The sequence below is a fragment of the Pseudomonas sp. NLJ1 genome (assembly GCF_049486705.1).
Taxonomy (GTDB): domain Bacteria; phylum Pseudomonadota; class Gammaproteobacteria; order Pseudomonadales; family Pseudomonadaceae; genus Aquipseudomonas; species Aquipseudomonas inefficax.
In genome coordinates this window covers 683,023-703,031 of sequence record NZ_CP137735.1, presented here as the reverse complement: position 1 = coordinate 703,031, position 20,009 = coordinate 683,023, and the positions used below count along the sequence as shown (strand labels likewise).

General features: G+C 62.8%; 17 protein-coding genes. 3 read left to right on the top strand and 14 right to left on the bottom strand.

Annotation, left to right across the window (positions count from 1 at the left end; translation table 11 throughout):
* Window positions 1-116: 116 nt before the first annotated feature.
* From R9B85_RS03255 to R9B85_RS03210, 10 genes are all read right to left on the bottom strand, one after another.
* Window positions 117-947: an alpha/beta fold hydrolase gene (locus R9B85_RS03255; protein WP_112252841.1), complete on the bottom strand. Its 831-nt coding sequence runs from the start codon at window positions 945-947 to the stop codon at window positions 117-119.
* Window positions 948-1,219: 272 nt separating this feature from the next.
* Window positions 1,220-2,509: an NAD(P)/FAD-dependent oxidoreductase gene (locus R9B85_RS03250; protein WP_112252839.1), complete on the bottom strand. Its 1,290-nt coding sequence runs from the start codon at window positions 2,507-2,509 to the stop codon at window positions 1,220-1,222.
* A 234-nt stretch (window positions 2,510-2,743) separates the two neighbouring features.
* Window positions 2,744-4,699, bottom strand: a complete 1,956-nt coding sequence (locus R9B85_RS03245) for a DNA topoisomerase III (protein ID WP_423770821.1) — start codon at window positions 4,697-4,699, stop codon at window positions 2,744-2,746.
* A gap of 204 nt (window positions 4,700-4,903) precedes the next feature.
* Complete coding sequence (locus R9B85_RS03240; RefSeq protein WP_112252837.1) at window positions 4,904-5,332, bottom strand: GNAT family N-acetyltransferase; 429 nt, start codon at window positions 5,330-5,332, stop codon at window positions 4,904-4,906.
* On the bottom strand, window positions 5,325-6,491 hold the full coding sequence (locus R9B85_RS03235) for a cupin domain-containing protein (protein ID WP_112252836.1): 1,167 nt from the start codon (window positions 6,489-6,491) through the stop codon (window positions 5,325-5,327). Before R9B85_RS03235 ends, R9B85_RS03240 begins: the two co-directional genes overlap by 8 nt.
* 81 nt (window positions 6,492-6,572) lie before the next feature.
* On the bottom strand, window positions 6,573-7,943 hold the full coding sequence (gene purB, locus R9B85_RS03230; protein ID WP_112252835.1) for an adenylosuccinate lyase: 1,371 nt from the start codon (window positions 7,941-7,943) through the stop codon (window positions 6,573-6,575).
* Window positions 7,944-8,130: 187 nt separating this feature from the next.
* Window positions 8,131-8,757: a high frequency lysogenization protein HflD gene (hflD, locus tag R9B85_RS03225; RefSeq protein WP_015270973.1), complete on the bottom strand. Its 627-nt coding sequence runs from the start codon at window positions 8,755-8,757 to the stop codon at window positions 8,131-8,133.
* Window positions 8,754-9,878, bottom strand: coding sequence for a tRNA 2-thiouridine(34) synthase MnmA (gene mnmA / locus R9B85_RS03220; protein WP_025339779.1), 1,125 nt, complete (start codon window positions 9,876-9,878; stop codon window positions 8,754-8,756). Before mnmA ends, hflD begins: the two co-directional genes overlap by 4 nt.
* A 59-nt stretch (window positions 9,879-9,937) precedes the next feature.
* Complete coding sequence (locus R9B85_RS03215) at window positions 9,938-10,378, bottom strand: NUDIX hydrolase (protein ID WP_025339778.1); 441 nt, start codon at window positions 10,376-10,378, stop codon at window positions 9,938-9,940.
* A gap of 190 nt (window positions 10,379-10,568) precedes the next feature.
* Complete coding sequence (locus R9B85_RS03210) at window positions 10,569-12,794, bottom strand: NADP-dependent isocitrate dehydrogenase (RefSeq protein ID WP_112252834.1); 2,226 nt, start codon at window positions 12,792-12,794, stop codon at window positions 10,569-10,571.
* A gap of 427 nt (window positions 12,795-13,221) precedes the next feature.
* Here R9B85_RS03210 and icd point away from each other — a divergent pair, with 427 nt between their 5' ends.
* Window positions 13,222-14,478 carry an NADP-dependent isocitrate dehydrogenase gene (gene icd / locus R9B85_RS03205; protein WP_215520626.1) on the top strand — a complete coding sequence of 419 codons (1,257 nt, stop codon included), beginning with the start codon at window positions 13,222-13,224 and terminating at the stop codon, window positions 14,476-14,478.
* Between the two features lie 71 nt (window positions 14,479-14,549).
* Here icd and cspD read toward each other — a convergent pair whose 3' ends face one another.
* Window positions 14,550-14,804 carry a cold shock domain-containing protein CspD gene (gene cspD / locus R9B85_RS03200; protein ID WP_112252833.1) on the bottom strand — a complete coding sequence of 85 codons (255 nt, stop codon included), beginning with the start codon at window positions 14,802-14,804 and terminating at the stop codon, window positions 14,550-14,552.
* 230 nt (window positions 14,805-15,034) lie between these two features.
* Here cspD and clpS point away from each other — a divergent pair, with 230 nt between their 5' ends.
* The gene (gene clpS, locus R9B85_RS03195) at window positions 15,035-15,397 is read left to right on the top strand and encodes an ATP-dependent Clp protease adapter ClpS (protein ID WP_013973290.1); all 363 of its coding nucleotides are present in this window, start codon (window positions 15,035-15,037) and stop codon (window positions 15,395-15,397) included.
* Between the two features lie 30 nt (window positions 15,398-15,427).
* Window positions 15,428-17,698: an ATP-dependent Clp protease ATP-binding subunit ClpA gene (clpA, locus tag R9B85_RS03190; protein WP_112252832.1), complete on the top strand. Its 2,271-nt coding sequence runs from the start codon at window positions 15,428-15,430 to the stop codon at window positions 17,696-17,698.
* 182 nt (window positions 17,699-17,880) lie between these two features.
* On the opposite strand, the gene infA is transcribed toward clpA, so the two are convergent.
* The 3 genes from infA to aat all read right to left on the bottom strand — a co-directional run bounded on the left by infA (window position 17,881) and on the right by aat (window position 19,646).
* Window positions 17,881-18,099: a translation initiation factor IF-1 gene (gene infA / locus R9B85_RS03185; protein WP_002553999.1), complete on the bottom strand. Its 219-nt coding sequence runs from the start codon at window positions 18,097-18,099 to the stop codon at window positions 17,881-17,883.
* Window positions 18,100-18,201: 102 nt separating this feature from the next.
* Complete coding sequence (locus tag R9B85_RS03180) at window positions 18,202-18,909, bottom strand: arginyltransferase (RefSeq protein WP_013973288.1); 708 nt, start codon at window positions 18,907-18,909, stop codon at window positions 18,202-18,204.
* Between the two features lie 56 nt (window positions 18,910-18,965).
* On the bottom strand, window positions 18,966-19,646 hold the full coding sequence (gene aat, locus R9B85_RS03175) for a leucyl/phenylalanyl-tRNA--protein transferase (RefSeq protein ID WP_207878315.1): 681 nt from the start codon (window positions 19,644-19,646) through the stop codon (window positions 18,966-18,968).
* Window positions 19,647-20,009: the final 363 nt, after the last annotated feature.

The following is a 20,009-nucleotide window of genomic DNA, read 5'->3' as shown; positions in this document are numbered from 1 at the left end:
AGTGCCGGCCCTTTCGCGGGTGAACCCGCTCCCACAGGTTATATGCACATCTGAAGACTTGTGCGGTCCTTGTGGGAGCGGGTCCACCCGCGAAGAGGCTGGTACAGGCCATCACATCAGCTACGGATAAACGCCAGCAAGTCCGCATTGATCACATCGGCATGTGTCGTCGGCATGCCATGCGGGTAGCCTTTGTAGATCTTGAGCGAGCCATTGGGCAGCAGCTTAGCCGACAGCACCCCGGCGTTTTCATAAGGCACGATCTGGTCATCATCGCCGTGCATCACCAGTACCGGTTGCTGGATGCCCTTCAGGTCTTCAGTAAAGTCGGTCTGGGAAAACGCCACGATGCCATCGTAATGGGCCTTGGCGCTGCCGATCATGCCCTGGCGCCACCAGTTGCCGATGATGCCTTCGCTGGCTTCGATACCTGGGCGGTTGTAGCCGTAGAACGGCCCGGCCGGCACATCCCGGTAGAACTGCGCACGGTTGCTGGCGACCTGGGCCTGGAAGCCGTCGAAGACGGATTTGGGCAGCCCACCAGGATTACCGGGAGTCTGCACCATCAATGGCGGTACGGCGGCGATCAGCACGGCCTTGGCCACCTTGTCTTCAGGGTGTCTGGCCATGTAGCGCACCACTTCGCCACCGCCGGTCGAGTGGCCGACATGCACGGCGCCCTGGATGCCCAGGTGAGCGACAACCGCCGCCACGTCGTCGGCGTAGTGGTCCATGTCGTGGCCGTCCCATACCTGGCTGGAGCGGCCATGGCCACGGCGATCATGGGCGACCACGCGGTAACCCTGAGCGAGGAAGAACAGCATCTGCGCATCCCAGTCGTCGGCGCTGAGCGGCCAGCCGTGGTGGAAGTGGATGACCGGTGCGTCACGCGGGCCCCAGTCCTTGTAGAAGATCTGTACGCCGTCCTTCGTGGTTACATAGCTCATGTCGTGTCTCCTGGGTGCAGGGAGCGAAGGGAGCTATTGAGCATAGGAGGAATTTATCCCGGCACTGGAATTTGTATTTGCAGTACCGGCCTCATCGCCGGCAAGCCAGCCACAGGTACTGCACAGTATTTGCAGCCTGTGGTGATCCTGTGCGGGCCTCTTCGCGGGTGAACCCGCTCCCACAGGTACTGCACAGGTCTTGATATCCGTACATGACATGTGGGAGCGGGTTTACCCGCGAAGAGGCCCGCACAGGTGATACAAATTGCCCTTCAGACGCGGTCGCGCATTCGGTACCAGCACTTGGCAGCGGCTTCCAGCGGTGCCGCCAGCAGATCGCCGCCGGGGAAGCGGCCGTTGTCGATGCCTTGGTACAGCGTCAGCAGGTCGTCGTCGCCAAGAATGGCATCGCTGACCGCACGCGCCGCCGCCAGTGTAGGGAGCACGCCATGGCCGGAGAAACCCTGCAGCCAGTAGCGCTGGCCCTCGCGGCCGACATCCGGGGTACGCTGGATACTGCAATCGATATGGCCGCCCCAGGCGTAGTCGATGGCTACCCCGGCCAGTTGCGGGAACACCCGCTCCAGGTACGGGCGGGTGGCGCTGGCGACATCCTTGGGGATGCCACCCAGGTAGGTACAGCCGCCACCGAACAGCAGGCGGTGGTCAGGGGTAAGGCGGAAGTAATCGGGCACGAACTGGTTGTCGATCACGCAACTGTTGCGCGGCAGCAGCGAACGGGCGAAGTCGGCGTCCAATGGCGCAGTGGCCACCTGGTAGGACCCGACGGGCAGCAGGCGGCGTGACAGGCTGCGGTCGAGGCGGTCGATGTAGGCGTTGCAGGCCAGTACCAGGACGTCGCTGCGCACTTCGCCACGCGCGGTGCGGGCGATGTAGCCGCTGCCGGTCTGTTGATAGTCGAGCACCTGGCTTTGTTCGTAGATTCGCCCGCCAGCCGCTTCGATGGTACTGGCCAGGCCCTGGGCCAGCTTCAGTGGGTTGAGGTGGGCGCCTTTGGCGTCGTATAGCGCAGCCTGGTAGCGCGGGCTGTCGATCCATTGCGGCAGCTCGTCGCGGCCGATCAGGCGCAGGGCGTCGTAGCCCCATTTGTGTTCGGCCTCGTGCAGGGCTTCTTCCAGCATCTTCACCCGGCGCGGCAGCACGGCGGTCCACAGGCTGCCCAGCCGGTAGTCGATGTCGAAGCCATGGCGCTCGGGCAATTCGCGCATTTCATCGGCGGCCCAGCACATGCTGGCCCACAGGCGTTGGGTGCGTTCGACGCCCAAGGCCTTCTCCAGCGGCGGCATGTCGCACGACCAGCCGAGCAGTGCCTGGCCACCGTTGCGGCCGGACGCGGCCCAGGCCACGCGGCTGGCTTCCAGCAGCGTTACACGCTTGCCGGCCTGGGTCAGGCGCAAGGCGGTGTGCAGGCCGCTGAAGCCGGCGCCAATGATCAGGACTTCGGTGTCGTGGCTGCCTTGCAGGGTAGGGTGCAGGGGAATGCTGGCGGGGTAGGTCTGGGCATAGTAGCTGGCGATGTGCTGGGCGGACTGTTTGAACATGCAGGGATTCCATGAAATTTATTGTGTTTATTTTCATGAAAATTTAGCAGGTAAATTTCATGGTGCCAATGCATGGTCGGGGTTGATGGTTTAGCTGGGGTTGTTGTGATACCTGTCCTGGCCCTTTCGCGGGTAAACCCGCTCCCACAGGGTCATAACAGGTCTCGAGGTTGGCGCTGTACCTGTGGGAGCGGGTTTACCCGCGAAGAGGCCGGACCTGATAGTGCAAAAACTTCAGGTTGTCGCCTTTCTCCGAGGCTGCCGCGGCTTGCTGGCAGCCTTGCTTCCAGCCGCTTTATTCTTTCCATTTCCTCGACGCTTCTTCTTCCACGGCGGCGCTGCCCCGGCTGCCGGCCCGCTGATGGTCATGCGCATGCCGCTGCACCGTTCGACCAGCTTGCCCATCCACGCCGACTGCCGGGCGACGAACTCCTCCAGCGTCATCTCGCCACTCTGCACCATGTCCAGCGCCTGTTCCCAGATAGCCGTGGTGCCAGGGTCGGCAATGGCGCGTGGCACGGCGTCGATCAGGCTGAAGGCCGCAGGGGTGGCGGACAGCGCCTTGCCGTTCTTCACCAGGTAGCCGCGGTCTAGCAACCCCTGGATGATGCTGGCACGGGTGGCTTCGGTGCCGATACCGGTGGTTTCCTTGAGCTTCTGCTTCAACCGCGGGTCGTCCACCAGCTTGGCGACGTTCTTCATTGCCTTGATCAGGTCGCCTTCGGTAAATGGCTTGGGCGGCTGGGTCCACAGGTCCTTCAGTTGCAGGCCCTGCACTGTGCAGTCCTGGCCTTCGTGCAGCGCCGGCAGTACCTGGGCCGGTGCTGCCTCGCGGCCCTTGGTCGGGGTCAGCGCCTCGGGTAGCGCACGGCGCCAGCCTGGTTCGACGATCTGCTTGCCTACTGCACGCAGGGCATGGCCGGCGCAGTCGAAGTCGGCCTGGGTGCGGTCGTACTCGTGGTTGGGCAGGAACTGCGCCAGGTAGCGGGCGCGGATCAGGGTGTACACCGCCTTGTGCTTGGCGGGCAGGCGCGACGGGTCGCTGGCGGCGGCAGTGGGGATGATGCCGTGGTGGGCGCTGACCTTGGCGTCGTTCCACGCCCGTGAACGGCGCTGCGGCTCCAGGTAGGGTTGCAGCGGCGCCAGGCTGGCATCGGCCCGTTGCAGGGCGGCGAGGATGGCTGGCGCTTCGGCGTGCTGGCTTTGCGGCAGGTAGCCGCAGTCGCTGCGCGGGTAGGTGATCAGCTTGTGGGTTTCGTACAGGGCCTGGGCAATGTCGAGGGTTTCCTGGGCGCCGAGGCCGAACTTTTTCGAGCACAGTTCCTGCAGGGTGCCCAGGTCGAAGGGCAGGGGCGCGGCTTCTCGTACGCGCTCGGTGGCCACCTTGATGGCCCGGGCAGTGCCGGCCTGGTTGATGTCCGTGGCGGCCTGTTGTGCCAGGGCCTGATTCAGACAGCGGCCTTGGTCGTCGCAGGCGTCCTCGGGTGCGCGCCATTGGGCATTGAAGCCTTGGCCTGCGTGCTCCAGCTGCACATCGATGGCCCAGAACGGTACCGGCACGAAGTCGGCGATGCTGCGGTCGCGGTCGACCACCAGGCGTAAAGTCGGCGTTTGCACCCGGCCCACCGGCAGCACGCCCTGATAGCCCGACTGGCGGCCCAGCAGGGTGAACAGTCGGCTCATGTTCATGCCGATCAGCCAGTCGGCGCGCGAGCGGCCCAGCGCCGAGTGGTACAGGTTGAAGGTTTCGTGACCCGGCAGCAGTCGCGCCAAGGCCTTGCGAATGGAGGCGTCGTCCAGCGCCGACAGCCACAGGCGCTGCACCGGGCCGCGGTAGCGGCAATGCTCGACCAGTTCGCGGGCAATCATTTCGCCTTCGCGGTCGGCGTCGGTGGCGATCACCAGTTCGCGCGCTTCGCCGAGCAGGCGTTTGACTGCCTTGAACTGGCTGGCGGTCTTGGGTTTGACCAGCATCTTCCACTTTTCCGGGATGATCGGCAGGTCGGCCAGGTTCCAGCGCTTGTAGCGTTCGTCGTAGCTGTCAGGCGGGGCGATTTCCAGCAGGTGGCCGATGCACCAGGTCACGCAGACGTCGGTGCCTTGCCAGCAGCCATCGCCCTTGCGGGTGGCGCCGAGCACTTTGGCGATGTCTTTTGCCTGGGAGGGTTTTTCGCAGAGGAACAGGCGCATGGCCGGGGACGCTTCATCGGGGTTGATGGGCGATAGGATGCGCAAGCGGGGGCGCGGAGGCAAGTTTTATCTGGATGGATGTACAGGTTTTTTGTCAGGAGGGGTGTCTTGGCTGTGCCGGCCTCTTCGCGGGTGAACCCGCTCCCACAGAGGGCCCCCCACAATATTCAGGATTTGTGGTGGCCCCTGTGGGCAGATCATGGATCAGGCGCGCGAGTCGCGCACCATGTCCACGTGCGGGATGCCGGCTTCGAGGAACTCTTCGCTGACTACGCGAAAGCCCAGCCGCTCGTAGAACGGCGTGGCGTGCACCTGGGCGCTGAGCATCTGCTGCTTCAGATCGCGGTTCTGTGCTTCGACAATCACTGCGTTCATCAGCGCGTCACCCACCTTCAGCCCGCGCCAGTCCTTCAGCACCGAGACCCGGCCAATGGTGCCGTCAGGCAGCAGGCGCGCGGTGCCGATCGGGTAGTCGCCTTCCAGGGCCAGGAAGTGCACGGCGGTCGGGTCATCCGAGTCCCATTCCAGCTCCGGCGGAACGTGCTGTTCGGCAATGAACACTGCTTCGCGGATGCGGCGGATATCGGCGTTGTCCTTGTGCCAGTCGGCGAGGCGCACACGAATCTTATTCATTGGCGAATCCCAGGCTTCCTTGCTTGACCAGCTGTTGAACCAGCATAAGGCCATCTTCATCCTGCAGCCATTCGCCCAGGTTGTCGATGTGCAGGGCGTCGGCCGCGCAAACCAGCTTCAGTAGCTCGCGCAGTTTGCCTGGCAGCGGGCAGCTGCGGCCGCTGGCGAACAGCAGCAGGTCTTCTTCGAATTCGGACCAGGCCAGGCGCGCGCTCGGGTTGCGGATCAGGATGGCGCCCTGTTCCAGGGCATCGACCAGCTCTTCCTCGGACAGCTCTTCACCGACGATCTGCTCGGGGTAGCGCGGCTCGGTCATGAACTGGCCGAACCAGGTCAGCAGCAGGTCCTTGTCGCCCATGTGCTTGTCGAGCAGCGCCTTCAGGCGGTCGAGGGCGTCGTGCTGGATCTGGTGCGGGTCGCTGACCGGCTGGGCATCGGCGTCGCTGTAGCGTTCTTCGTCGGGCAGGAACTGGCCGAGGAAATCGGTGAAGTGGGTCAGCACTTCGGCGGCGCTTGGCGCGCGGAAGCCTACCGAGTAGGTCAGGCAGTCGTCCACGGCCACGCCGTAGTGGGCCAGGCGTGGTGGCAGGTAGAGCATGTCGCCCGGCTCCAGGGTCCACTCATCGCTCTGCTCGAAGTCGGCGAGGATGCGCAGGTCGGCGTGCTCCAGCAGCGAGCTGTCGCTGCTGCACATCTGGCCGATTTTCCAGTTGCGCTGGCCGTGGCCCTGCAGCAGGAACACGTCGTAGTTGTCGAAGTGCGGGCCGACGCTGCCACCAGGGGCGGCGAAGCTGATCATCACGTCATCGATGCGCCAGCTGGGCAGGAAGCGGAAGTTTTCCAGCAGTTCGGCTACCTCCGGGACGAACTGATCCACGGCCTGCACCAGCAGGGTCCAGTCCTTTTCCGGCAGTTCGGCGAAGGTATCTTCGGTGAACGGGCCGCGGCGCAGTTCCCATGGGTGCGCGCCGTGTTCCAGCACGATACGCGACTCTACTTCCTCTTCCAGGGCCAGGCCGGCCAGCTCGTCGGGGTCGATCGGGCTGATGAAATCGGGGAATGCCTGGCGCACCAGCAGCGGCTTCTTCTGCCAGTAGTCGCGCATGAATTCGCGGGCCGAGATGCCGCCAAGCAGCTGCAGTGGAGTATCAGGATTCATGTTCAACCTATTGAAAAAATGTAATTTTCGTTCGGGAATAAAAACGCCCGGCCAGGCCGGGCGTTGAACGCGACGGTCAGCTTAGATGCGTTTGGCCTGTGCTGCCGCGTTGCCGATGTAGGTAGCAGGGGTCAGCTGCTTGAGCTCGGCCTTGGCTTCGGCTGGCATGTCCAGGCCGTCGATGAAGGTCAGCAGCGCTTGCGGGGTGATGCCCTTGCCACGGGTCAGCTCTTTGAGCTTCTCGTAGGGGTTTTCGATGTTGAAGCGGCGCATCACGGTCTGGATCGGCTCGGCCAGCACTTCCCAGCAGGCGTCCAGGTCGGCGGCGATGCGGGCTTCGTTGACTTCCAGCTTGCCGATGCCTTTCAGGCTGGCTTCGTAGGCAATGACACTGTGGGCAAAGCCCACGCCCAGGTTGCGCAGCACGGTGGAGTCGGTCAGGTCACGCTGCCAGCGCGAGATCGGCAGCTTGCTGGCCAGGTGCTGGAACAGCGCGTTGGCGATACCCAGGTTGCCTTCGGAGTTTTCGAAGTCGATCGGGTTGACCTTGTGCGGCATGGTCGACGAGCCGATTTCGCCGGCAACGGTCTTCTGCTTGAAGTAGCCCAGCGAGATGTAGCCCCACACATCGCGGTCGAAGTCGATCAGGATGGTGTTGAAGCGGGCGATGGCGTCGAACAGCTCGGCGATATAGTCGTGCGGCTCGATCTGGGTGGTGTACGGGTTGAACTGCAGGCCCAGTTCGTCTTCGATGAAGGCGCGGGCGTTCTGCTCCCAGTCGATCTGCGAGTAGGCCGACAGGTGGGCGTTGTAGTTGCCCACGGCGCCGTTGATCTTGCCCAGCAGCGGCACGGCGGCAACCTGGGCGATCTGGCGCTCCAGGCGGTACACGACGTTGGCCAGTTCCTTGCCCAGGGTGGTCGGCGAAGCCGGCTGGCCGTGGGTGCGCGACAGCATCGGCACGTCGGCGTGGGCATGGGCCAGGGCGCGGATGGCGTCGGCGATCTGGCGCATCAGCGGCAGCAGTACTTCGTCACGGCCGGCGCGCAGCATCAGGGCGTGGGACAGGTTGTTGATGTCCTCGCTGGTGCAGGCGAAGTGAATGAACTCGCTGACCTTGGCCAGCTCAGGCAGCTTGGCGGCCTGCTCCTTGAGGAGGTATTCGATCGCCTTGACGTCGTGGTTGGTGGTGCGCTCGATTTCCTTGACGCGTTCGGCGTGCTCGAGCTTGAAGTCGGTGGCCAGGCTGTCCAGCAGGGCGTTGGCTTCGGCGGAGAACGCCGGCACTTCGCCGATCTGCGGGTGGGCGGCCAGACGCTGCAGCCAGCGCACTTCGACCAGGGCGCGGAAACGGATCAGGCCGAATTCGCTGAAAATGGGGCGCAAGGCCTGGGTTTTGCCGGCATAACGGCCGTCTACAGGGGAAACCGCAGTGAGCGAAGAAAGCTGCATGGGGTGTTCTCGGACAGTCAGGCTTTTGGAAGGGCGCATATCATACATGAAAATTGCGCCCGAGTCGGGTGGCTGACCAAAGGTCGGGCCTTAAAACGCACGTCATGGCTTCTGTGGGAGCGGGTTTACCCGCGAATGCAGTGGTAGAGCCAACATTGCATTCGCGGGTGAACCCGTTCCCACAGGGTCAGGAAGGCGAACGCATCATGTCGTACAGTTCGTTCAGCAGCTTGCGGCGGCTGAACACCAGCTGCCAGCGATGCCCGCCCAGCTGGCGCCACAGGCGTGCGGCGCGGATGCCGGCCAGCAGCAGGGCGCGGATCTTCGAGGCGTTGCTCGCCTGCTGCAGGAAGCGCATGTCGCCATGCACCTGGATGCGCTGACGCAAGGTGCTCAGGGTGTCCTGGTACAAGGCTCCGCTGGAAGCGATGACGTTTTCATGAACCAGGCCGAAATGCTCGGCCTGGGACTGGATTTGCGGCAGGCGGTTGCCAATGGTGTCGAGCAGGTCGCCGCGTTTGTTCAGCTGGCGCTCAAGGCCCAGCATCGACAGGGCGTAGCGCAACGGCTCGCGCTGCAGGCTGCTGGGGTCGCGCTCCAGCGCGCCGACCAGCGCGCGGTAGCCGTCACGCAAATTCAGGTCGTCACCGCCGAACACCTCCAGGGTGTCCTTGGGGTCGCGGACCAGCAGGCTGCCCAGCATGCAGCCGATGTTGGCCTCGCTGGCCTGGCCGGTGCGGGCGATGCGGTCGACCAGTACTGCGGCCTGGAACACACCGCCCAACGCAATCAGCTGCTCCTGCAGGTTGCTCATGCGCGCGGGCTCCACGGCTCGGCAGCTTCGATAACGCCGCCGCCCAGGCACACTTCGCCGTCGTAGAACACCACCGACTGGCCTGGGGTAACGGCGCGCTGCGGTTCGTCGAACACCGCGCGGTAACCGCTTTCGGTCAGTTCCAGGGTGCACTGCTGGTCGCTCTGGCGGTAACGCACCTTGGCGGTGAGCTGGCGCGGGCTGCTGAGGTCGACCGGGTTGACCCAGAAAATTTCCGAAGCGAGCAGGGCGCGGGAGAACAACCATGGGTGTTCATTGCCCTGGCCGACCACCAAAACGTTGCGGGTCAGATCCTTGTGCAGCACGTACCACGGCTCGTCGCCGGCGTCCTTCAGGCCGCCAATGCCCAGGCCCTGGCGCTGGCCGATAGTGTGGTACATCAGGCCGTGGTGGCGGCCGATCACTTCACCGTCGGTGGTTTCGATGTTGCCCGGCTGGGCCGGCAGGTACTGCTTGAGGAAGTCGCTGAAGCGGCGCTCGCCGATGAAGCAGATGCCGGTGGAGTCTTTTTTCTTGGCGGTGGCCAGGCCGTGCTTTTCGGCAATGGCGCGTACCTCGGGCTTTTCCAGTTCGCCGACCGGGAACAGGGTGCGGGCGATTTCCTTGCCGCCGACGGCGTGCAGGAAGTAGCTCTGGTCCTTGTTCGGGTCCAGGCCCTTGAGCAGTTCGGTGAGTTCGCCGGTGTCGCGGCGGCGCACGTAGTGGCCGGTGGCGATCAGGTCGGCACCCAGCGACAGGGCGTAGTCGAGGAACGCCTTGAACTTGATTTCACGGTTGCAGAGGATGTCCGGGTTGGGCGTGCGGCCGGCCTTGTACTCCTCGAGGAAGTGCTCGAATACGTTGTCCCAGTATTCGGCGGCGAAGTTGGCGGTGTGCAGCTTGATGCCGATGCGGTCGCACACGGCCTGGGCGTCGGCCAGGTCTTCACGGGCGGTGCAGTATTCGGTGCCGTCGTCCTCTTCCCAGTTCTTCATGAACAGCCCTTCCACCTGGTAGCCCTGCTCCATGAGCAGAAGGGCGGAGACGGAAGAGTCCACGCCGCCGGACATGCCGACGATGACGCGGGTCTTGGCGGGGTCTTTGAGTGCTGGGCTGGTCATGGTTACCGGTGTGTATCAAGGGGGAAAAACGCCGATTCTATCAAACCTGCGGCGGCGCGTCAGTCGCGCAGCAGGTCGAGACTGTGCAAGGGGCCTTTGAGGTAGTCGTCGAGGCAGCGTGGCACCAGTTCGCTGCGCCAGCGGGCGGGGTCGGCCAGCAGTTCGTCGCGGGTCAGCCACACGGCGCGGACGATGTCGCTGTCCAGTGCCAGGTCGGCGTGATGGCGCACGGGGCGGGCGGCGAAGCAGATGCGCTGGTAGGTCACGCCGTTGCTTGGGGCGGTGTACAGGTAGATGCCGACCACGCCGGTGAGCTCGACCTCCCAGGCGGTTTCCTCGAGGGTTTCGCGCAGGGCGGCCTGGGGCAGGGTCTCGTTGGGTTCGAGGTGGCCGGCGGGCTGGTTGAAGACGTGCTGGTTGGCCTTGAATTCTTCGACGAAGAGGAACTTGCCTTCGTGTTCGACGATGGTGGCGACGGTGATATGGGGTTGCCAGGTCATGAACAGCTCCTTAGAGGCCTGCACAGCCCTGGTGGGAGCGGGTTTACCCGCGAATGCGTCAGTGGATTCGCCATCGCATTCGCGGGTAAACCCGCTCCCACAGGGTCCGCGCTGCGGCCAGAAATCGTTTATCCAGAAAGCACAAACCCCGGTGCGTGGCCGGGGTTTGTGCTGTTACTTCAAGCGAACCTTACAGGGCAGCAATGGCGCTGTTCAGGGTCTGGCTTGGGCGCATCACCTTGGCGGTCAGCTCGGCATCCGGGGCATAGTAGCCACCGATGTCGGCCGGCTTGCCCTGGACGGCGTTGAGCTCGGCGACGATGGTCTCCTCGTTCTCGGTCAGGGTCTTGGCCAGTGGCGCGAAGCGTGCCTGCAGGGCAGCGTCGTCGTTCTGCGCAGCCAGGGCCTGGGCCCAGTACAGGGTCAGGTAGAAGTGGCTGCCGCGGTTGTCGATACCACCGACTTTGCGCGAAGGCGACTTGTTGGTGTCGAGGAACTTGCCGGTGGCCTGGTCCAGGGTGTTGGCCAGGACTTTGGCGCGCGGGTTGTCGTAGGTGTTGCCCAGGTGCTCCAGGGAAGCGGCCAGGGCCAGGAATTCACCCAGCGAGTCCCAACGCAGGAAGTTCTCTTCCACCAGTTGCTGTACGTGCTTCGGTGCCGAACCGCCGGCGCCGGTTTCGAACAGGCCACCGCCGTTCATCAGCGGCACGATCGACAGCATCTTGGCGCTGGTGCCCAGTTCCATGATCGGGAACAGGTCGGTCAGGTAGTCACGCAGCACGTTGCCGGTCACCGAGATGGTGTCCTTGCCTTCGCGGATGCGGGCCAGGGAGAACTTGATGGCGTCTACCGGTGCCAGGATGCGGATGTCCAGGCCGGTGGTATCGTGATCCTTCAGGTATTTCTGCACCTTCTCGATCATCACGCCGTCGTGGGCGCGGGCCGGGTCCAGCCAGAACACTGCAGGAGTGTCGCTCAGGCGGGCACGGTTGACGGCCAGCTTGACCCAGTCCTGGATCGGCGCGTCCTTGACCTGGCACATGCGGAAGATGTCACCGGCTTCGACGTTCTGCTCGAGAACGACCTTGCCTTTGCTGTCGACCACGCGCACGACACCGTCTGCCTTGATCTGGAAGGTCTTGTCGTGGGAGCCGTATTCTTCGGCCTTTTGTGCCATCAGGCCGACGTTCGGTACGCTGCCCATGGTGGTCGGGTCGAAGGCGCCGTTGGCCTTGCAGTCTTCGATGGTGGCCTGGTAGATGCCGGCGTAGCAGCGGTCCGGGATGATCGCCTTGGCATCCTGCAGTTCGCCAGCGGCGTTCCACATCTTGCCCGAGTCACGGATCATGGCTGGCATCGAGGCGTCGACGATGACGTCGCTCGGCACGTGCAGGTTGGTGATGCCTTTGTCGGAGTTGACCATGGCCAGGGCCGGACGCTGGGCGTACAGGGCCTGGATGTCGGCTTCGATCTCGGCCTGCTTCTCGGCTGGCAGGTCCTTGATGCGGGCGTACAGGTCGCCGATGCCGTTGTTGGCGTTGAAGCCAACTTCAGCCAGGGCGGAGGCATGCTTGGCCAGCACGTCGTTATAGAACTCTTCGACGATGACGCCGAACATGATCGGGTCGGAAACCTTCATCATGGTGGCTTTCAGGTGTACCGACAGCAGTACGCCGGAGGCCTTGGCATCGGCGATCTGCTCGGCGATGAAGGCTTTCAGGGCCTTGCGGCTCATGGTGGCGCAGTCGATGATTTCGGCAGCTTTTACCGCAGTCTTTTCTTTCAGTACGGTGGTGTTGCCGTCTTTGCCGACCAGCTCGATGCGCAGGCTGTCGTCAGCTTCGATCAGTGCGGCTTTCTCGCTGCCGTAGAAGTCGCCCTGGGTCATGTGGGCAACGTGCGACTTGGAATCGGCAGCCCAGGCGCCCATCTTGTGCGGGTGCTTGCGGGCGTAGTTCTTGACCGACAGCGGCGCGCGGCGGTCGGAGTTGCCTTCGCGCAGCACCGGGTTCACGGCGGAACCCTTGATGCGGTCGTAGCGGGCGCGGGATTCTTTTTCTTCCGCAGTGGCCGGCTCGTCGGCGTAGTCAGGGATGTTGAAGCCCTTGCCCTGCAGTTCCTTGATCGCGGCTTTCAGCTGCGGTACCGAGGCGCTGATGTTCGGCAGCTTGATGATGTTGGCTTCCGGGGTGGTAGCCAGCTGGCCCAGCTCCGCCAGGTGATCGCCTACTTGCTTCTCTGCGCCCAGTTGCTCCGGGAAGGCGGCGAGGATACGGCCAGCCAGGGAGATGTCGCGGGTTTCGACGGCGATGTCAGCCGAAGCGGTGAAGGCTTCGATGATCGGCAGCAGCGAGTAAGTGGCAAGGGCGGGGGCTTCGTCGGTGAAGGTATAGATGATCTTGGAACGGGTGGGCATGCGGGTTAACTCTCTGTGTGCTGAGCGTGCTCGAGTCTCGTGGTGCGCAGGGTAGGCGCATCGCCCTGGCAACGCCATGAGCGGAAAGTCGAGAGGCTGCGAGCGGTGATGGTGGATGCATCAGTCGAGCGTCAAGTGCTGAGCTGCGGTAACAACCCAGGCTTTATGGCCAGGCTATGTGTCCATTCATGGCCAAGGGCGGTCCGCATTTTTCCTAGGGATCGCCCCGATGACCCTTCGGTCGCGGCGGAGTATACCAAACCATTCGGGCTAATCAGCAAGGCCAAGTGATATCGGCCCATTTATAAGACCAAAGACGTACCCGCAATGTGGTCGGTTGTCGCATGCCTTGCACCTCGGCAGATGTGGTTTAGTCTCATTGGATCGAACGATGACCAATCACACCCGAAAGCGGAGTAGTGCAAGCATGGGATACCAGAAAATCAAGGTTCCGACCGACGGCGCCAAGATCACCGTCAATGCCGACCATTCGCTCAACGTGCCTGACAACCCGATCATTCCCTACATCGAGGGCGACGGGATTGGCGTCGATGTCTCGCCGGTAATGATCAAGGTGGTCGACGCCGCCGTGCAGAAAGCTTACGGCGGCAAACGCAAGATTGCCTGGATGGAGGTGTACGCCGGCGAGAAGGCCACGCAAGTCTACGACCAGGACACCTGGTTGCCCCAGGAAACCCTGGATGCCGTGCGGGATTACGTGGTGTCGATCAAGGGGCCGCTGACCACCCCGGTGGGCGGTGGCATCCGTTCGCTCAACGTGGCCCTGCGCCAGCAGCTGGACCTGTACGTGTGCCTGCGCCCGGTGGTGTGGTTCCAGGGCGTGCCGAGCCCGGTGAAAAAACCGGGCGATGTAGACATGGTGATCTTCCGCGAGAACTCCGAGGATATCTATGCCGGCATCGAGTGGAAGGCCGGCTCGCCCGAGGCGAACAAGGTGATCAAGTTCCTCAAGGAGGAAATGGGCGTCACCAAGATCCGTTTCGACCAGGACTGTGGCATTGGCGTCAAGCCGGTGTCCCGCGAGGGCACCAAGCGCCTGGTGCGCAAGGCCCTGCAGTATGTGGTGGACAACGACCGCGAATCGCTGACCCTGGTGCACAAGGGCAACATCATGAAGTTCACCGAAGGCGCCTTCAAGGACTGGGGCTACGAGGTGGCGCGTGACGAATTCGGTGCCGAACTGCTCGACGGCGGGCCATGGATGAAGTTCAAGAACCCGAAAAGCGGGCGCGAGGTCATCGTCAAGGACGCCATCGCTGATGCCATGCTGCAGCAGATCCTGCTGCGCCCGGCCGAGTACGATGTGATCGCCACCCTCAACCTCAACGGTGACTACCTGTCCGATGCCCTGGCAGCGGAGGTGGGCGGTATCGGCATCGCGCCGGGTGCCAACCTGTCCGACACCGTGGCCATGTTCGAGGCCACCCACGGCACCGCGCCCAAGTATGCAGGGCAGGACAAGGTCAACCCGGGCTCGGTGATCCTGTCGGCAGAGATGATGCTGCGCCACATGGGCTGGACCGAGGCGGCCGACCTGATCATCAAGGGCACCAACGGCGCGATTGCCGCCAAGACCGTGACCTACGACTTCGAGCGCCTGATGGACGGCGCCACGCTGGTGAGCAGTTCAGGCTTTGGCGATGAAATGATCAAGCACATGTAAGGCAATGAAAACCGGCCGCTTCTGTCAAGGAAGCGGCCGGTTTTTCGTTTGCCGGCAGGCGACGCGGCCGATCAGGCGTCGGCAGTGCTGCTGGTCTTCTGTGGGCTTACGGCAGTGGCAGCGCTCGCGCTGCTGATATTCACCGCATGCAGGCCTTTGGGGCCCTGGATGATCTCGAAGCTCACAGCCTGGCCGGCCTTGAGCGTCTTGTAACCGTCCATCTGGATGGCTGAATAATGAGCGAACAAGTCTTCGTCCTTGCCCTCTTCATTGATGAATCCGTAGCCCTTGGCATTGTTGAACCACTTGACTTTACCGCTTGCCATCCCTATGTCCCTCTGCAAAGGACTCCATCACTGGAGTATCATCCACTTCATCCGCATACGAACCTTGCGAAAAATCTGGTTGACTGCGCGGATCTTTATCGACCACGGTGGGTTCTTATTGGTTGTAACACCGTTTTGCCGATAGTCAAGGTCGCCCGGCGCCTGCCCTGGCCGTGCCCTTCGCAGTCAACCCACAACCTTAACCTGACGCTCATGATGAAATTCTTTCCATGCATGCACCTAGTGAGATTCGACTAACATTCAATCAGGATCGCCCGCAATCGAATGAGGACGACGGCTCAGGTCTTGCAGTTCAGGAAGCCAAGCCGATCCTGCAGGCGCCACCGATGTACAAGGTGGTTTTGTTCAACGATGACTATACGCCGATGGATTTCGTCGTCGAAGTGCTCGAGACGTTCTTCAATCTGAACCGCGAGCTGGCGACCAAGATCATGCTGACCGTCCATACCGAAGGGCGGGCAGTGTGCGGATTGTTTACCCGTGACATCGCCGAAACAAAGGCTATGCAGGTCAACCAATACGCCAGGGAAAGCCAGCATCCGCTACTCTGTGAAATCGAGAAGGACGGTTAATCGCCGACCACTTGGGTATGAGGTGAAGCTATGTTAAACCGCGAGCTCGAAGTCACCCTCAATCTTGCCTTCAAGGAGGCCCGTTCGAAGCGTCATGAGTTCATGACCGTCGAACATCTGCTGCTGGCACTCCTTGACAATGAGGCTGCCGCGACCGTTCTGCGCGCCTGTGGCGCCAATCTGGACAAACTCAAGCACGACCTGCAAGAGTTCATCGATTCCACCACACCCCTGATCCCGGTCAACGACGAAGATCGCGAAACCCAGCCGACCCTGGGCTTCCAGCGTGTACTGCAGCGTGCCGTGTTCCACGTGCAAAGCTCCGGCAAGCGTGAAGTCACTGGCGCCAACGTGCTGGTGGCGATCTTCAGCGAGCAGGAAAGCCAGGCCGTGTTCCTGCTCAAGCAGCAGAGCGTGGCGCGCATCGATGTGGTCAACTATATCGCCCATGGCATCTCCAAGGTGCCGGGCCATGGTTCGCATTCCGAAAGCGACCAGGAAATGCAGGACGAAGAGGGCGGCGAGACCGCCTCTTCGAGCAACCCGCTGGATGCCTATGCCAGCAACCTGAACGAACTGGCCCGTGCCGGCCGTATCGACCCGCTGGTAGGTCGCGAGCAGGAAGTGGAGCGCGTGGCGCAAATCCTTGCCCGCCGGCGCAAGAACAACCCGCTGCTGGTGGGTGAGGCAGGCGTGGGCAAGACCGCCATTGCCGAAGGCCTGGCCAAGCGCATCGTCGATGGCCAGGTGCCCGATCTGCTGGCGCAGAGCGTGGTGTATTCCCTCGACCTCGGCGCACTGCTGGCTGGTACCAAATACCGTGGCGATTTCGAGAAGCGCTTCAAGGCGTTGCTCGGCGAGCTGCGCAAGCGCCCGCAGGCGATCCTGTTCATCGACGAAATCCACACCATCATTGGTGCCGGTGCGGCGTCTGGCGGGGTGATGGATGCGTCCAACCTGCTCAAGCCACTGCTGTCGTCCGGTGAGATCCGTTGCATCGGTTCGACTACTTTCCAGGAGTTTCGCGGCATCTTCGAGAAGGACCGTGCCCTGGCGCGGCGCTTCCAGAAGGTCGATGTCAGCGAGCCATCGGTCGAAGACACCGTGGGCATCCTGCGTGGCCTGAAAGGGCGCTTCGAAAGCCACCACAACATCGAGTACAGCGACGAAGCCTTGCGCGCCGCAGCTGAACTGGCCTCGCGCTACATCAATGACCGGCACATGCCGGACAAGGCCATTGACGTGATCGACGAAGCCGGGGCCTACCAGCGGCTACAGCCGGAGGCCAACCGCGTCAAGCGCATTGACGTACCGCAGGTCGAAGACATCGTCGCCAAGATCGCGCGGATTCCGCCGAAGCATGTCACCAGTTCCGACAAGGAGCTGCTGCGCAACCTCGAGCGTGACCTGAAGCTGACCGTATTTGGTCAGGACCAGGCGATCGATTCGCTGGCCACCGCCATCAAGCTGTCCCGCGCCGGCCTCAAGTCGCCGGACAAGCCCGTCGGTTCGTTCCTGTTCGCCGGCCCGACTGGCGTCGGCAAGACCGAAGCGGCGCGGCAGCTGGCCAAGGCGCTGGGCGTTGAATTGGTGCGCTTCGACATGTCCGAGTACATGGAGCGCCACACCGTGTCTCGCCTGATCGGTGCGCCTCCTGGCTATGTTGGCTTCGACCAGGGTGGCTTGCTGACCGAGGCGATCACCAAGCAACCCCACTGCGTATTGCTGCTCGACGAAATCGAGAAGGCCCACCCGGAAGTCTTCAACCTGCTGCTGCAGGTGATGGACCACGGCACCCTGACCGACAACAACGGGCGCAAGGCCGACTTCCGCAACGTGATCCTGATCATGACCACCAACGCTGGCGCAGAAACCGCCGCGCGGGCCTCGATCGGCTTCACCCATCAGGATCATGCGTCCGATGCCATGGAAGTCATCCGCAAGAGCTTCACGCCGGAGTTCCGCAACCGTCTGGACACCATCATCCAGTTCGGCCGCCTGAGCCACGAGACGATCAAGAGCATCGTCGACAAGTTCCTTATCGAACTGCAGGCGCAGCTGGAAGACAAGCGTGTGCTGCTGGAAGTCAGCGATGATGCGCGCGGCTGGCTGGCGGCTTCGGGCTACGACGTGCAGATGGGTGCGCGGCCGATGGCGCGGCTGATCCAGGACAAGATCAAGCGGCCGCTGGCCGAGGAAATCCTGTTTGGCGAACTGGCCGAGCATGGTGGCGTGGTGCACGTCGACCTGCGCGATGGCGAGCTGGTGTTCGACTTCGAGACCACGGCTGAGGTCGCGTGACGGAGGGGCAGGGCTGTACCTGTGGGAGCGGCTTTAGCCGCGAACACCGGCGCAGCCGGTGCCATCCATCGCGTTGGGTTCTTCGCGGGTAAACCCGCTCCCACAGGGCTGCAAAGCAGCCCCTACAACCTGACAGGCACAAAAAAGCCCGGCACATGGCCGGGCTTTTTCATGGCATGAGCTTAGCGCGCACGGTAGGTGATGCGGCCCTTGCTCAGGTCGTATGGCGTCAGTTCGACGCGGACCTTGTCGCCAGTGAGAATACGGATGTAGTTCTTGCGCATCTTTCCGGAGATGTGCGCGGTTACGACGTGCCCGTTTTCCAACTCCACGCGGAACATGGTGTTGGGCAGGGTGTCGACGACAGTACCTTCCATTTCGAAGCTGTCTTCTTTCGACATGCAGTAGAGCCCTCGGATCCAGTGTTGGCCCGACGCATAACCGCACCGGGCAAAAAAGTGGCGTGGATTATGCCCGAAAATTGTGTGTCAAGCCAATGCCTTTCAGTTGAGGGTGACCCAGCGCTGATTTATCAACAGTTCGATAGGCCGGTATTGCGTCTTGTAGTTCATTTTCTTGCAGTTCTTGATCCAGTAACCCAGGTAAACCGCCTCCAGGTCCTGGCGCAGGGCTTCGGTGATCTGCCAGAGGATGGCGAAGCGGCCCAGGCTGCGGCGTTCTTCGTCCGGCTCGTAGAAGGTATACACGGCCGACAGGCCGTTGGGCAGCAGGTCGCACACCGCTACCGCCATCAGGCGGCCTTCCAGGCGGAACTCGTAGAACCAGCAGAACGGCAGGTCGCGTACCAGAAACGTGGAAAACTGGTCGCGGCTGGGCGGGTACATGTCACCGTCGGCGTGGCGCGTTTCGATATAGCGCCGGTACAGCTCGAAGTACTCTTCCTTGAATGCCGGGCGTGCCGCGGTCACGGTCAGGTCGGCGTTGCGCTTGAGGATGCGCCGTTGCTGGCGGTTGGGTATGAAGCGCGCCGCCGGGATGCGTGCCGGGACGCAGGCATTGCAGTTCTGGCAATGCGGGCGGTACAGGTGGTCGCCACTGCGGCGGAAGCCCATTTCCGACAAGTCGGCGTACACGTGCACGTCCATCGGCTGGCTGGGGTCGAGGAACAGCGTGGTGGCCTGTTCGTCGGGCAGGTAGCTGCAGGAGTGGGGCTGAGTGGCATAGAACTTCAACCGCGCCAACTCTGTCATGATCAACCCCCTCGGTGAGACTTTGCTTTAAGTGTAAGCCAGCTATGGGAACTCGCCTAGGGAAGCCATGTGGCGCTGTTGGGCTGGTCGAGGTGGCGTGCCAGGTAGCCGGCGAACTCGGCGCGGCTGATGGCGTGGGCACCCAGGCTGTGCAGGTGGTTGGTCGGCATCTGGCAGTCGATGAGGACGAACCCGGCCTCGCGCAGGTGGTTGACCAGGGTCACGAAGCCGACCTTGGAGGCGTTGTCGGCGCGGCTGAACATCGATTCGCCGAAGAACAGCTGGCCTATGGCCAGGCCATAAAGGCCACCAACCAGTTCGCCGTCCTGGCGCACTTCCACTGAATGGGCGATGCCGCGTCGGTGCAGTTCGCAATAGGCGGCGCGCATGGTGTCGGTGATCCAGGTGCCGTCGGCGTAGTCGCGTGGCGCGGCGCAGGCGGCGATTACCGCCGGGAAGTCGGTGTCGAAGCTGACCTGGTAGCGGCCCTGGCGCATCAGCTTGGCCAGCGAGCGCGACACGTGCAGCTGGTCCGGAAGCAGCACCGTGCGCGGGTCGGGTGACCACCAGAGGATCGGCTGGCCATCCTGGTACCACGGGAAGCAGCCATGGCGATAGGCCTGCACCAGGCGCTCGGGGCTCAGGTCGCCGCCGGCGGCGAGCAGGCCGTTGGGTTCGTGCAGGGCCTTTTCCAGGGGTGGGAAGGTGAGCGAGTCGCGGGTCAGCCAGGTGAGCATGGTCTAGTGTGCGGTGGGGGAGGGGAGAGGTCAGCATGGCGCGGGTGAAAAGCAGGGTCAATCTCTTTGGCTTCTTCGCGGGTGAACCCGCTCCCACAGGTATTGCACAGGTGCTGAAGGCTGAGTGGGCTACTTGCGGGAGCGGGTTCACCCGCGAAGAGGCCTGCACAGGCGATCAAAATAGGCAATTTCCTACACATTCATGAACCCGCAGGCACCATCCGCTACATTTGCTGTCACACCTGTGCAAAAACACAGCATAAGCCTTTGTCACAGAAGACAATGCGTGCTCAAATTGCAGGTATACGAAAGTCGCCCCCACTCAAGCTCCTTACGGCGTGCCGTCATGGCAGTGGGCGGGCA

Coding starts and splice junctions, on each gene's coding strand:
- hflD (WP_015270973.1), bottom strand. CDS start 8,757: ATGAGCAACCTGCAGGAGCAGCTGATTGCGTTGGGCGGTGTGTTCCAG.
- clpA (WP_112252832.1), top strand. CDS start 15,428: ATGTTAAACCGCGAGCTCGAAGTCACCCTCAATCTTGCCTTCAAGGAG.
- R9B85_RS03255 (WP_112252841.1), bottom strand. CDS start 947: ATGAGCTATGTAACCACGAAGGACGGCGTACAGATCTTCTACAAGGAC.
- icd (WP_215520626.1), top strand. CDS start 13,222: ATGGGATACCAGAAAATCAAGGTTCCGACCGACGGCGCCAAGATCACC.
- cspD (WP_112252833.1), bottom strand. CDS start 14,804: ATGGCAAGCGGTAAAGTCAAGTGGTTCAACAATGCCAAGGGCTACGGA.
- R9B85_RS03235 (WP_112252836.1), bottom strand. CDS start 6,491: ATGAATCCTGATACTCCACTGCAGCTGCTTGGCGGCATCTCGGCCCGC.
- R9B85_RS03250 (WP_112252839.1), bottom strand. CDS start 2,509: ATGTTCAAACAGTCCGCCCAGCACATCGCCAGCTACTATGCCCAGACC.
- clpS (WP_013973290.1), top strand. CDS start 15,035: ATGCATGCACCTAGTGAGATTCGACTAACATTCAATCAGGATCGCCCG.
- purB (WP_112252835.1), bottom strand. CDS start 7,943: ATGCAGCTTTCTTCGCTCACTGCGGTTTCCCCTGTAGACGGCCGTTAT.
- aat (WP_207878315.1), bottom strand. CDS start 19,646: ATGCTCACCTGGCTGACCCGCGACTCGCTCACCTTCCCACCCCTGGAA.
- infA (WP_002553999.1), bottom strand. CDS start 18,099: ATGTCGAAAGAAGACAGCTTCGAAATGGAAGGTACTGTCGTCGACACC.
- R9B85_RS03240 (WP_112252837.1), bottom strand. CDS start 5,332: ATGAATAAGATTCGTGTGCGCCTCGCCGACTGGCACAAGGACAACGCC.
- R9B85_RS03210 (WP_112252834.1), bottom strand. CDS start 12,794: ATGCCCACCCGTTCCAAGATCATCTATACCTTCACCGACGAAGCCCCC.
- R9B85_RS03180 (WP_013973288.1), bottom strand. CDS start 18,909: ATGACAGAGTTGGCGCGGTTGAAGTTCTATGCCACTCAGCCCCACTCC.
- R9B85_RS03215 (WP_025339778.1), bottom strand. CDS start 10,378: ATGACCTGGCAACCCCATATCACCGTCGCCACCATCGTCGAACACGAA.
- R9B85_RS03245 (WP_423770821.1), bottom strand. CDS start 4,699: ATGCGCCTGTTCCTCTGCGAAAAACCCTCCCAGGCAAAAGACATCGCC.
- mnmA (WP_025339779.1), bottom strand. CDS start 9,878: ATGACCAGCCCAGCACTCAAAGACCCCGCCAAGACCCGCGTCATCGTC.